The following is a 12,867-nucleotide window of genomic DNA, read 5'->3' as shown; positions in this document are numbered from 1 at the left end:
CGCCCTTGCCATGACCGAATTTTACCTTTGGCGGTGTTCGGTTGGTCAAGGGTTCGCTTCGCCGAATCCGGCAGGAGTTCTGTTCAACGGGCTCCAGAGGACAAAAAAGTCAGGCCGCCTCTTGTTGGAGAAACGCTTGTGCCATGGCGATCAGCTTCGTCCACCGGGCCGGCATATGCGGAAGATCCGCCAGTTCCGGGATGACGACCGGCACCCGGCCTTCGAGCGCGCTGTGTGGGCGCAGAAAGTTGAAATACGCCACAAACAGCGTCACAAAGGACACCGAGCCTTCTTCCGCACCAAACCCATGGGTCGGGCGGTAGTTGCCTTTAAAGGTCCGGTTGAATCGCTCGATGATCTGCTTGAGAGGGCGAAACTCTTCCGAGACCGGATCCTCATTGGTCAGCCCGATCACTTGGCGGACGTCAAATGAAATCCCGTGTTGGGCGAAGAAGTGTTGCGCCAGCAGATAAATCGGGTTGCCATCCACGACGAACGACAAGTCGTCTGGGAGGGACGCTAGCTTCCTGAGGACATCATCGATGGCCTTGATGGCCGAGAGCGTGTCCCGGTTGGGCGAGACGCGATACGACAGCACGATCTTTTTGACGGCGTCAAACATAAAGAACAGGTAATGCCAGCGCCCTTTGACGCGAATATACGTCTCGTCCCCGCAAAACGAACCGGACAGCTCATACGGGAACCGGTCGACAAAGGGCTTGATCCAAAGCGCGACGCTGTTGGCGTAGTTGAGCACCGTCTGATGGGAGATCGAGACGCCATGGATGTCCTTCATGGCGGCGGCGGTCTCCCTCGAGGACATCCCAAAGTTGACGTAGTACGTCAACACGAGCCCCAACACGTGCGGCGACGCAGCCAGCCGGGACAAATCGACCTTCGGCTTGATGAGCGACGAGGAAGCCAACGGGAGAAAGTCAAACAAGAACTCTCGAAACAAATACCGCACCTTGAAGGCTTGAGGATCCTGTTGAAACTGTTGGCGCTCCTTCTTCGTCATCCGGCGAAGGTTGGCCTGGTAAAACGGGCAAGCGTTGTTCTTGCACTTATAGATGTTGTATTCTTTGCGTTCCTTGATTTTTTCCAGCGTCTTTTTGCAGTGCGGGCAGCGAAAGACCGCTTGCTTGGTGAACCGATTTCGGTGGTTGAACCGGCACTGGCACACTTTGCATTGGTATTGCCCTTTTCCGCCGTTATTGGCGTACAGGTAAGAAGAGGGAGCCTGGCAGCGAGGGCAGGTCAACGAATCCGGAACACGGTGTTTCGCATTCGCGCGGCGCTGGATGGGCCGTAAAGGACGTCCGTGCTGGGCTTCATAGTCTGCCAACAGCTTTCGGTAATCAAGGGTTTCCGGCACATCGATGATCGGAAGGTCATCGACCTGAAGTTTCCGGTACGGCTTTTGGATGGGTTCGTCCAAGTCCTCGAGATTCAAGGATTTTCCCACGATCACACCCATCAAATACACAATGATTTGATATTGGGTCTTGATTATTTCGAGCAAATAGGCTAATAATTGAGGTAACAAAGCTTGTCACTCCTTTGTTTTGGCTGTTGGGTGTCGTTACCTCAATGATGGCCGAAAACAACGGGGGTGGCAAGCTTTTTTTCTTCCAACCGTTGAAACTCAAGGGAAAACCGTGAGTGTGGAGGATAAACTTTTGACAATACCAACGAGCCAGTGGGAGTGGACGATATGAACAGACACCGTTACGCCCCTGCTTTCAAATCATATGAGCAACATCTTGGCCGACAGCCGCGGCAGCTTGCTGATGAGGTGGCCGACAAGGCGGGGCGGGCGGGCATTCCGATGCCCCATGACCGGGAGTTGCTGAGACAGCTGGTCGATCCGGTGCCGCGCGTCCCGCCGCAGCTTTACGCGGTGATCGGGGAAGTTTTAAAATGGATTCAGAAGCTTGATGAACAAGGCGGTAGGAGCGAAGAAGATGGAGATCAATAAAATTGCCAACACCCCATCGGTTCCAATCGGCAAAAAAGCGGCGGCTTCTTTTTCGCCATCCGTGTCATTTGCCGAGCTGACCGCCAAGGAGCAGGAAAAGCTGCGAAACGAGCGGCTGAGGCAGCTGGCGGATGAAATCGAACAGCAGGGAAAAAAACTGGCCAAGTTGCGGACGGTTGACGATTTGCGGCGGTATAAACAGCTCGTCAGACAAATGCTCGATGAAGCGGTGAACCATGGCTTGAAACTGACGGAGCAGTATGGGTTCCATTGGAGCGGCCGTTCCCGCGTCTATCATATCGTCAAAACGATCGACCAAAAGCTGCTGGACGTCACAAACGCGGTGCTCGAGCAAGAACGGCCGAGGATTGATTTGCTGCAGACGTTGGGGGAAATTCAAGGGTTGATCGTCAATTTGTATACGTAATGGGCACATTGGGAGGGGAGAATGATGAACTTAGAAAATTGCCCGGTTTGCGGCCGTCTGTTTGTCCGCTCGCCGTTTCGCGATATTTGCCCGTCTTGTCATGAAGAAGAAGAACGGCAATTTCAAACCGTGGTCCAATTTTTGCGGCGCCGGGAAAACCGGTTGGCGACGATGGAGCAAATTGTCGATGCGACAGGGGTGCCTGAGACGCTGCTGGTCAAATTCATCAAAAGCGGCCGCTTAACGTTGGCGCAGCTGCCGAATTTAGGATATCCGTGCGACCGTTGCGGCAAGCTGATCCGCGAAGGCAGAATGTGCGCTGACTGTTCAAAAGATTTGCAAAGGCAGCTGGAAATGGCGAAAAAAGAAGAAGAACAGAAGAAAAAACAAGTGTTTCGCACGTATTACACCGACGAAGAGCGAAATGGCCGCTAAACAAATGAACGGATTGACCGATAATAGTAGTAAGGCAACAACGGGCGGAACGGATAGGAGGAATCGCAGTGAGAATCGATAACCGGTTTTTGATTGGCGTTCATCCCTACCGTCAGTACTCGGGCATCCCACAAGGAAAAACAGGGCAACCCGGGCGGCGGGATCGCGTCGAAATTTCCGAGGCGGCAAAAGAGCTGCAGCAACGCTCCACTTGGGCCGCCGAGCGGGAAGAGAAAGTGCGCCGGTTGAAGGAACAAATCGACAACAGAACGTATGAGATCGATGCCCGCGCCATTGCGGAGAAACTATACAAGTTCTATAAGGGCGATGGCCAATGAACACAAGGGTAGAAAATCGCCGAACCGATGATGAACAGCGTGCGCCAGCGCTGCAGCTGATGGCGCTCCTTGACCGGCACTTGACGCTGCACCGGCATTTGCTTCAATTGGCCTATCAAAAAACGGACGTATTAAAACGAGGCGATATGGACGGATTAATGCAGCTGATCCAAAAAGAACAAACTGCTATCGCCGCCATCCAGCAGCTCGAGCGCGAGCGGGCACAACTCGTCGCCGCATGGTCCGATGGCGGGCATCCGCTGACATTGGCCGATTGCTTGCCGAAAATGGACGAGGAGGAGCGGCAAAAAGCCGAACAGTTGGCTAGCGAGTTGCTCGACGTGATCAACGAACTCCAGGCAGTCAACGAGCTGAATGGGCAGCTCATCCGCCAGTCGCTGCAATGGGTGACGCTGATGTTGGACCAATTGATGCCGCAGCCGCCCAACGTGAACTATACCGCGCCAAACCAATCAACGAGACAATATGGACATGGACGAAGCCGTTCACTCTTTGATTCCAAAGCATAGCAGCACAAGTCACCGACGGAAAATAAGGAGAGATCGATCCATCCAACAGCCGTCAAAACGAAACAGAGCCGCTAGGCAGAAAACAGCGGACAATCATTAGAAGATGAAAAGGAGGGGCACGATGGGATCGACGTTTCACGGGCTTGAAGTCGCCAAGCGCGGCATGGCCGTGCAGCAAATGGCGCTATACACGACCAGCCATAACATTGCCAACGCCAATACGCTCGGCTATTCCCGTCAGCGTGTCAATTTTGTCCAAAGCGAGCCGTACCCGCCGGCTTCCCTCAACCGCCCGCAAATTCCGGGACAGATGGGGACGGGGGTCGAGGCGGGGTCGATTGAGCGGGTGCGTGAAAGTTTTTTAGATATTCAATATCGCGGGGAAAATAACAAGCTTGGCTACTGGGAAGCGCGAGCAGACGCCCTAAAAAAAATGGAAGATATCATGAACGAACCATCGGACAGTGGCTTATCGAAAACGATGGATCAGTTTTGGCAAGCGCTGCAAGATTTAAGCGTGAATCCGGAAAATGAAGGGGCGCGTTCGGTCGTTCGTCAACGCGGATTGGCGGTTGTGGAAACGTTTCATTATTTACATGACTCGTTATCACAAATTAAAAATGATTTAGGTCATGAAATTGGTGTCACGATTACAGAAATCAACTCTCTGGCACAACAAATCAGCAAAATCAACCAACAAATCAGCGAAGTCGAGCCGAATGGCTATTTACCAAACGATTTATACGATGAGCGCGACCGCTTGATTGACGAACTGTCAAAATTAGTGAACGTACAGGTTGAGAAAGTTCCAAGCGGTGGAAACGCGTTAAAGATAGCAGAAGGAACGTATAATATTTATCTAGTGGATAGTAACGGGAATCCGATTTTAGATAGTAACAACCAAAAAATTTACTTAGTTCAAGGAAATCATACGAATGCATTTTCTCTTCCAAATGGAATCGGAGGCGATATTGACGGAGATGGTGTTAAAGAAACTCCGATAAGTGATATTGACAATGTGCAAATAGGCAGAGTTTCCATTTCAATCACATCGTTTCCATCTGGAAAATTACTAGGATTGATAGAATCGTTTGGTTATAAAGATTCTTCAGGAAATGTAAAAGGCATTTATCCTGAGATGATTAACAATTTGGATAATCTAGCGTATACGTTTGGAACAGTATTCAACGCTGTTCATAAAGAGGGTTACGGACTGAACAGTGCTGCAAAAGCTCCTGCATTTTTTGATGTAACAGTTCCGGGAGCTGCTAAGAACATTAAGTTATCATCGGCAATCGATGATCTTTCTAACATTGCAGCTTCCACCAAACAGGGCGTCTCTGGAAATGGAAACAATGCTCTTAACTTAGCAAGCGTTGGAAAAATACTATTGTCGTCTGGAACAGTGAACTTAATAGATGTATCAATAAGTTTGCCGACCTCACTTCCTTTAACATCAGGTACGATTCAATCTAATTACCAAGGATGGATTGGAAAGCTTGGTGTGGATGGACAGCAAGCTGAACGATTGAAAAATAACAGTGAAGTGTTACGTCAGTCTGTAGAGGAACGTCGTCAATCGGTCAGCTCGGTATCACTAGATGAGGAAATGACAAACATGATTAAATTTCAACATGCATACAACGCAGCAGCACGCCAAATTACCGCCATCGATGAAATGCTCGATAAAATTATTAACGGCATGGGCATTGTAGGAAGGTAGGTGAACAAACATGCGCGTAACGCAAGGGATGTTGACAGGGAATATGCTTAGGAATTTAAGCGCCAGCTATGCGCGGCTTGGCAAATATCAAGATCAACTGGCAACAGGAAAAAAAATTAATCGTCCATCCGATGATCCAGTTATCGCAATGAAAGGGATGGTATACCGTACAAACTTAACAGAAGTTGAGCAATTTAAGCGCAACTTTTCCGAAGCATACAACTGGATCGAAAACTCGGATGCAGCGCTTGATAAAGCGACACAAGCGTTGCAGCGCATTCGCGAGCTTGTGGTGCAAGCGAGCAACGATACGTATGAAGTAAGCCAACGTGCAGCGATTTCGGAGGAAATTAAACAATTAACGGAACACTTAGCTTCTATTGCCAATACAAAAGTCGGAGATAAATATATTTTTAATGGTACGGATACGCTGAAACAACCAGTAGATTTAAGCCGAACTCCGCCAGTTGTATCGCAGAACACGGATGAAATAAAAATCGAATTATCGAAAGGGATTTATATTCCTGTAAACGTGAATCCGACAAAAGTATTTAATTACGACAATACCGCAAAAGGAAACGGATTATTTAGTGATTTAGAATTTTTAAATAACGACTTAAATGATGCGACAAAATCAGGAAAAGATATAAGCCAGTACCTTAGTTATATTGATCAGCATATTAATAATTTACTTAGTGCTCGTGCGGAATTGGGGGCTCGTTTAAATCGAGTAGAGTTAATGGAAGAGAGAGTGGATCAGCAGGAAGTCATCGCTCATCGGATTCTCTCCGATAATGAGGATGCCGACATTGAACGTGTCATCACTGATTTAAAAACGCAAGAAAGCGTACATCGCGCCGCTCTAGGTGTCGGTGCCCGCATTATTCAACCGACGCTTCTTGACTTTTTGCGTTAAGCTATCTTGCGAGGACAAGATAGCTTTTCCTCTAGGAGGGAGAAAAATATGCAACTGCCGCAAATTCGCTTGCAGTCTACCTTTGCAAAGATCGCGATCAAGACAACACCGCCTGTACAGGAAATTAAACAACCGCCAGCAGAGCTTGACCTGAAGCAACCTCCGGCAGAAATGAAGATTGAAACGACACCGGCCAAGCTGACCATTGACCAAACGAAAGCATGGGAAGAGATGGATTTAAAACATATTTTCCGCCGCATTGAAGAATTTGCGCAACAAGGTTATGAAGACTGGCTGGAAGGACTTGCCCGCGTATCTCGCCAGGGAGATGAGTTGATGAGAATTGAAGATGGCGGCAATCCACTTGCCGAGCAGGCAAAAGAAAACAGCGAGGATCCGATATATGACTTCAATATTGGTTGGATTCCTTCTCTCTTCAGTGTCAAAACGAACTTCGAACCAGCGAAAGTGCATATTGATGTAAAAGTCCAACAACCGATTATTCGCGCCAAAATAAACAAGCCGATGATCCACTATACCCCGGGGAAAGTGACGATGGATCTTGGACAGCGCAATTCATTAAAAATCGATTTCGTCAACTTAAAGTTTGTTGGTACTAATTTTGAAATTTCAATTTAATAAAAAGGTGTGAAATGATGAAAATTCGTACAAAATATCATGGTGAAATTGAAATTAACGAAAAGGATATTTTTCATTTCGAGCACGGCATTCCAGGCTTTTTAGACGAAAAACAATTTGTTCTATTGCCGCTTGAAGATACGCCGTTTGTTATTTTGCAATCGATCAAAACGCCAGCGCTCGGGTTTGCGATGATTGATCCGTTTATTTACTTTAAAGATTATGACTTCGAGCTTGATGAGCAGTCAGTTACCCAACTGCAGTTGTCTTCGGAAAAAGAAGTAGCCGTGTATGTCATTCTTACTGTTGCCGATCCGTTCGACGACACGACGGCGAACTTGCAGGCGCCGATTGTCATTAACGTCCATAAGCGTCTTGGCAAGCAAGTTATTTTAACGAATACAAACTATAAAACGAAACATCGTCTCTTTCCCGAAAAAGTGGCGAAATAAAGGAGGCGGCAAGTATGCTTGTACTAACGCGCAAGCTGAAGGAAGCGATTCAAATCGGCGATGACATTGAAATCACCGTCCTCGCCATCCAAGGCGACCAAGTGAAGCTTGGCATTAACGCACCAAAACATGTTGAAATTCATCGCAAAGAAATTTATCTCGCCATCCAAGCAGAAAATAACGCTGCCTCCTTCGCCTCCAAAACATCGCTCGAGCAGCTAAACGAACAACTGAAACACTGGAAAGGGGGGGAATAGTGATGAGCGTCAGCATCGGCGGAGTGCCAGTCCAAGGCGTCGTCGCGCGCATTGTGCAAGACAATAAGGCCATTGCCGAACAAGCCTTAAACGAAATGATCAACAAACATAAAGACGACCCAGCGCGCATCATCAAAGAGATCCAGCAGCCTTCGCCATTCTCCCAATTTCTCGACATCAAAATCTAAGAATTTTTTCTCCAACCTATTAAACTTTAAAAAAAATAAACCGATATAAAAAGTGAACGCGGTATAGCGAAGAAAGGCGGCCGACTTTCTTCCTATCCGCGAATCTATCATTCCACAAGGACGTGGAAGAAAAAATTTCAAGGAGGAAAAGGATATGAGAATTAATCACAACATTGCGGCGTTGAACACGTATCGTCAATTAACGATCGGTCAAAACGCAGCAGCGAAAAACATGGAAAGATTATCATCTGGTCTTCGCATTAACCGTGCTGGCGACGATGCGGCAGGCCTTGCGATTTCGGAAAAAATGCGCGGGCAAATTCGCGGATTGGAGATGGCAGCGCGCAACGCACAGGATGGAATCTCGCTTCTCCAGACGGCAGAAGGAGCTTTAAATGAAACTCATTCTATTCTTCAACGTATGCGTGAATTGGCTGTTCAAGCAGCAAACGGTACTGCAACAGATGCTGACCGTGCGGCTCTTCAAGATGAATTAAACAACTTAACTTCCGAAATTAACCGTATTGGTAATACGACAGAATTTAACACTCAAAAATTATTAAATGGTGGAATCGGTTCTAATGAAAGTGCAAAAATTACCCAAGCAAGAAGTGCTTCAATAACTGGTACTGTAAACTTTGCAGCTCAAAATTTGTCTTCTGTTAACTTTACAGCAAAAATTAAAGTCGACAACACTACTTTTGATGTAACTTCCGCTCTCAAAAGGGACTGGACAGGTAAAACTGTTGATGATGTAATTAATGCTTTAAATGAGGTAACATCTGGTGGAACTAAATTATCTGATTTAGTTAATTTGGAGAAGGTTACTTCTGGCGGTAATACACATATTAAATTTACTGCCAAATCAGAAGGAGCGACGAGCTCAATTGATATTATTCTGACAGGAGCGACAGATGATGTTGCTAATGTTGACGATGTTTTGACAACGGGAACAACAAGTGCAGTGGGTAGTCCTACGACTATGGAGAGAGCTGGTGTAGAATCAGCTCTAGCATTAGACAAGATGAAAGTTGTTTTAGGTGGAACTATCGATACTGATAGTAATGCTACTGGTAATCAATTAAATTTTGCGTCTTCGGGCGCTACTTCGAACACTAAATCTTTTACAATTAATTCAAAAAAGATTGATTTAGACAAAAATTATGATAGTTTAAACAATTTAATAGCTGATGTTCAATCCAAAATTGATAAAGCTTTAGGATCTGGTAAAGTTCAAGTAGTTGCAAACTCCAATAATGATGGATTTGACCTTATCTCTTTAGATGGTGCAGACATTACAATTTCAAATGCTGATACTGGAACAGGCTTAACTAACGGATCTTCTATTATCCGAACTAGAAGTAGCGAATTACAAATTTTATCTGGAGATTATTTTGAAGTTACTGTAGGTTCTGATAGTGCTGTCAAAGTAAATCTTAACACAGGCACAGATCCTAAAAAATACGATGTTACAAATGCTGATGCAAATGTTGCAAAAGCTGAAATGGAGCGCTTCGTAAAAGATATTAATGCAGCATTACAAGAAGCTGGATTGTCGGATAAAGTTACTGCTGCTCTATCCAAAGACAACAAACTTCAATTTATTTCAGAAACAGGTAAAGATATTACGATTAATGTTAGTAGCGATGCTTTGAAATCCTTAGGTGAAAGTAATTTTAGTGATGTTAAGAATGTTCAACAAGTAGTTGGACCTGGTGCACAAGGTTCAGGTTATACTACGAAGTTCCAAATTGGTGCAAATACTGGTCAATCTATGTCCTTAACAATTAACGATATGCGTGCGGCTGCATTAGGTATTACAGGTAATGCTGGTCAAGCAGGCTTTACTTCTACAAATACAGTAACAAATGGCACAAATGATATTAAAACGGAAGCGGCATTAAATATTTCAAATAAAGAGGATGCTTCTAGAGCTATTGTAGTTATTGATAAAGCTATTCAAACTGTATCAGCAGAACGTGGTAAACTTGGTGCGGTTCAAAACCGTCTCGAGCATACAATTAACAACTTAGGAACAGCATCTGAAAACTTAACAGCAGCTGAATCCCGCATTCGCGACGTAGATTATGCCTTAGCCGCTTAAATGGCGACAGGCACAGTCGTCCTAGCTGGAAACGGCTAGGAGTATCACCGGGTGAATTGCTGGAAACCCCTTAGAGCCTTTGACGCCACAACGCAGCCGGAAACGGCAAACGTGATGGCTTGAAAAGTCAAAGGATTGGGCAACCAGCAGCCAAGCTCCTGTCCCGAAAGGGTGGAGAAGGTTCAACGACTAGGGCATACCGCCTAAGGCGAGAAGCTATGGCGATGAAGTCCGTAGGGTGAACAGGATTCTTTCATCGTCCTGTATCATTCGAAGCGCCCGGCCCCTAACAGGTAAAGCTGAGGGTGAAGATGTAGTCTGGTCCCGTCACGAAAGTGAGGGTGGCACGATGGCCAAAGAAATGATGGAGTTCACAAAGAACAACATCCTTTCTCAAGCAGCACAAGCGATGTTGGCTCAATCTAGTCAAATTCCGCAAGCGGTGTTGCAACTGCTTCGGTAATTTGATTAGAAGGGCGTCTTAGCTGGAAACGGCTAAGAGGATCACTGGGTGAATTGCTGGGAAGCCCTAAAGCTTTCCTTGCCACAACGAAGCTGGAAACGGCAGGCGTGATGGCTTGAAAAAAGGAAAGATGGAACAATGGGCAATCAGCAGCCAAGCTCCTGTCCCGAAAGGGTGGAGAAGGTTCAACGACTAGGACATACCACCTAAGGCGAAACGCTATGGTGATGAAGTCCGTAGGGGAGGCAAATGCCGAACCGAAGCGCCCAGCCCTTCGCCAGCGGCAAGCTGGAAAGGTGAAGATGTAGTCTACACAACGTTCGAAAGACGTTGAGGCATGGCAAGCCAACCAACAACCACAAGGGGTATTGCAATTGCTTCGTTAATACGAGAAAACATACCGAGGGACATTTGGATTCCTCGGTATGTTTTTTGTTAGGATGATAAGACAAAAAATTTTAAAAGCATATAGAACATATGTTTGTATATATGCTATAATCGAAGGGGGTGATTCAAGTGACGGATACAAATGAATATCGGACAATTCCTTGTTACGAATTGGAGCAATTCCCGATTATAGGTGTGTACAAAGAATTGCTAGCTGGAAAGAGAAAGGCGCTTCCGGCAGGGACATGGGAAAAGGACGAAAATGTCATTATCTTGGTACGCTATGTGTTAGAAGTACAACTTGGTTTATCAAGGGAACAAATTCCAAAGATAAATAAAAAGGGCTCTTCACCACAAGTTGTACTTGATCATTGAAGATCGGTGTGCATAGAGAAAATAGAGGGTACAAAAAATGCGAATTTTCCTGTATGGTAAAGGTGTCCAAACCAAACCATTGGAGGAAAATTCGCATGTACGCTCAGTTTATCAAAGAACTCATCGATTTACCAGATGTTTTGATTCAAAAGGTGCGAAAAGAAGAAGAACGTTGGATTTTCGAACTTTCTCTTCCTGAACAATGCCCGTTATGTCCTGTTTGCTTGAAACGCACGATCAAAATGACAGGAAAAAAGAAGCAATGGATGCATGGGTATGCTCAACGGATCGGCATCTTTTGGGTGGAACTCCCTGTGGAGCGTAGACGTTGTTGTACATGTGGCATGACATTCAGCACGTCTTATCCCGGAATTTCCCCTCGAAGTGCAGCGACGGATGCGTTTCAGCAATGGGTGGCGCAATCTTGCATCGGAACATCCATTCAGGCGGTGGCTCGTATGCTCAAGCTTCCGTACACGACCGTTGAACGCTGGTTTTATACCCATGCCCCTTCCTTCCTATCGAATGACATCCAACCAAAGGCAGTTTGTGTCGATGAGTTTGCGTTTCGAAAAGGACATGATTACGGAGTGGCAGTCATGGATGCCGAAACGGGAGAAGTGTATGCCGTTGAAGCAGGAAAGAACGAGGAAGCCATTGGACGTGTGTTGGCTCCTGTGTCTGGTTCTGTTCAGTATGTCGTGAGTGATTTGGCTCCAGCGATGAAAAAAGCCATTCAAGGGGTGTGTCCGGAAGCGAAGCATGTGGTCGATTATTTTCATGTGATTCAATTGTTTACGGAAGCGTTGGATCGATGCCGCAAATCCTTCGGAAAAGGGAACAAGAAACATGGGCATGTTCGGCATGTTTGCCGCTTATTGACCCAGTGCCCCGAGAAACTCACCGAGGAGGAGCGCCAAACGGTGCGGGAGTGGCAGAAAGAGAGTGATTCCTTGCAGGCTGTCTATCAATCCCTTCAACATTTTCGTTATGTATCCAAAAGCCAAAACGAGCGACAAGCGAAACGTCGTTTGAACGCCTGGGTTCATCGGTATTTGTTTTGTCCTTGTTCTGCTGTTCGCGCCATCGCAAAATCACTCGTCAAACGAACAGACGAAATCATATCGTGCATTTTATCCCCTTATTCAAATGGGAAAATGGAGGGAACAAATAACAAGATCAAGCTGATGAAACGTCGGGGATACGGATACAGAAATATCCAGCGTTTTGCATTGCGGGTTCGGCTAGAAACAGCTAACATACTTTCATGACAGGTGCAAGTACAACTTTTGGTGATGAACCATAAAAAGATTATTGGAGAACAAAAACTTTGGGGAGTTTTGAATCGGTTTAAATCTCCCCGTCGGCTCATTGAGTTTGTTTACCCTAACCAATATAATGAATTCGACTTCCGCCGTGTTCCGGTTGATTATTGGGGCAATGTGGAGAATATACGTAAACGCTTGGAGTGGTATTTAGAGAAAGAGAGAATCAAGATTGAGGAGATCCCTCAAAAAGTAAACCGCTATGTTCTTGTCGAATGGGGGTTTTCCAATCCTTTAAAGCGGTATGGTTATTCCCCATTTCGCCTTATGAACGCCCTATACCCCGGCCGTTTTAAAGAAACGGATTTTAAAAAAATTCCTCAAGGTTAT

The 12,867-nt window shown here is 46.1% G+C and carries 15 protein-coding genes and 1 pseudogene; 15 read left to right on the top strand and 1 reads right to left on the bottom strand.

The annotated features are described in order from the left end of the window. Positions 1–109: 109 nt before the first annotated feature. Complete coding sequence (locus NSQ51_RS14930; protein ID WP_047817981.1) at positions 110–1,546, bottom strand: DDE-type integrase/transposase/recombinase; 1,437 nt, start codon at positions 1,544–1,546, stop codon at positions 110–112. Between the two features lie 168 nt (positions 1,547–1,714). Between NSQ51_RS14930 and NSQ51_RS14925 the strand changes: the two genes are divergently transcribed. The 15 genes and pseudogenes from NSQ51_RS14925 (at position 1,715) to NSQ51_RS14855 (ending at position 12,483) form a co-directional block, all read left to right on the top strand. After that, positions 1,715–1,978: a hypothetical protein gene (locus NSQ51_RS14925; RefSeq protein ID WP_121650164.1), complete on the top strand. Its 264-nt coding sequence runs from the start codon at positions 1,715–1,717 to the stop codon at positions 1,976–1,978. Continuing rightward, positions 1,965–2,405, top strand: a complete 441-nt coding sequence (locus NSQ51_RS14920; protein ID WP_121650163.1) for a YaaR family protein — start codon at positions 1,965–1,967, stop codon at positions 2,403–2,405. The genes NSQ51_RS14925 and NSQ51_RS14920 overlap by 14 nt, the downstream gene beginning before the upstream one ends. Before the next feature lie 21 nt (positions 2,406–2,426). Then, positions 2,427–2,840 (top strand): TIGR03826 family flagellar region protein, encoded by a 414-nt coding sequence (locus NSQ51_RS14915; RefSeq protein WP_183085381.1) that lies wholly within the window; start codon positions 2,427–2,429, stop codon positions 2,838–2,840. 68 nt (positions 2,841–2,908) lie between these two features. Beyond that, on the top strand, positions 2,909–3,178 hold the full coding sequence (gene flgM / locus NSQ51_RS14910) for a flagellar biosynthesis anti-sigma factor FlgM (RefSeq protein ID WP_121650161.1): 270 nt from the start codon (positions 2,909–2,911) through the stop codon (positions 3,176–3,178). Further along, positions 3,175–3,708, top strand: coding sequence for a flagellar protein FlgN (locus NSQ51_RS14905; RefSeq protein WP_023633641.1), 534 nt, complete (start codon positions 3,175–3,177; stop codon positions 3,706–3,708). Before flgM ends, NSQ51_RS14905 begins: the two co-directional genes overlap by 4 nt. A gap of 121 nt (positions 3,709–3,829) precedes the next feature. Next, positions 3,830–5,431 (top strand): flagellar hook-associated protein FlgK, encoded by a 1,602-nt coding sequence (gene flgK, locus NSQ51_RS14900; RefSeq protein ID WP_121650160.1) that lies wholly within the window; start codon positions 3,830–3,832, stop codon positions 5,429–5,431. A gap of 10 nt (positions 5,432–5,441) precedes the next feature. After that, positions 5,442–6,347, top strand: coding sequence for a flagellar hook-associated protein FlgL (flgL, locus tag NSQ51_RS14895; RefSeq protein ID WP_121650159.1), 906 nt, complete (start codon positions 5,442–5,444; stop codon positions 6,345–6,347). 48 nt (positions 6,348–6,395) lie between these two features. After that, positions 6,396–6,986, top strand: a complete 591-nt coding sequence (locus NSQ51_RS14890) for a DUF6470 family protein (protein ID WP_121650158.1) — start codon at positions 6,396–6,398, stop codon at positions 6,984–6,986. A 17-nt stretch (positions 6,987–7,003) separates the two neighbouring features. Further along, positions 7,004–7,438: a flagellar assembly protein FliW gene (gene fliW / locus NSQ51_RS14885; protein ID WP_121650157.1), complete on the top strand. Its 435-nt coding sequence runs from the start codon at positions 7,004–7,006 to the stop codon at positions 7,436–7,438. A 14-nt stretch (positions 7,439–7,452) separates the two neighbouring features. Next, the gene (gene csrA, locus NSQ51_RS14880; RefSeq protein WP_121650156.1) at positions 7,453–7,695 is read left to right on the top strand and encodes a carbon storage regulator CsrA; all 243 of its coding nucleotides are present in this window, start codon (positions 7,453–7,455) and stop codon (positions 7,693–7,695) included. Positions 7,696–7,697: 2 nt separating this feature from the next. Further along, positions 7,698–7,883 carry a hypothetical protein gene (locus NSQ51_RS14875; RefSeq protein WP_033009476.1) on the top strand — a complete coding sequence of 62 codons (186 nt, stop codon included), beginning with the start codon at positions 7,698–7,700 and terminating at the stop codon, positions 7,881–7,883. A gap of 154 nt (positions 7,884–8,037) precedes the next feature. Further along, a complete protein-coding gene (locus NSQ51_RS14870) occupies positions 8,038–9,987 on the top strand; it encodes a flagellin (RefSeq protein ID WP_121650155.1) in 1,950 nt (649 codons plus the stop codon). Between the two features lie 349 nt (positions 9,988–10,336). Beyond that, positions 10,337–10,450: pseudogene (locus NSQ51_RS14865) on the top strand (flagellin); the annotation flags it as partial. Between the two features lie 516 nt (positions 10,451–10,966). Further along, positions 10,967–11,212 carry a hypothetical protein gene (locus tag NSQ51_RS14860; RefSeq protein WP_183085382.1) on the top strand — a complete coding sequence of 82 codons (246 nt, stop codon included), beginning with the start codon at positions 10,967–10,969 and terminating at the stop codon, positions 11,210–11,212. Between the two features lie 95 nt (positions 11,213–11,307). Continuing rightward, positions 11,308–12,483, top strand: coding sequence for an ISL3 family transposase (locus NSQ51_RS14855; RefSeq protein ID WP_050367390.1), 1,176 nt, complete (start codon positions 11,308–11,310; stop codon positions 12,481–12,483). Positions 12,484–12,867 lie beyond the last annotated feature (384 nt).

This window comes from Geobacillus sp. FSL K6-0789 (genome assembly GCF_038593135.1).
GTDB lineage: Bacteria > Bacillota > Bacilli > Bacillales > Anoxybacillaceae > Geobacillus > Geobacillus stearothermophilus.
Note: the sequence above shows the minus strand (reverse complement) of the source record. Positions and strands in the feature narration are given on the sequence as shown.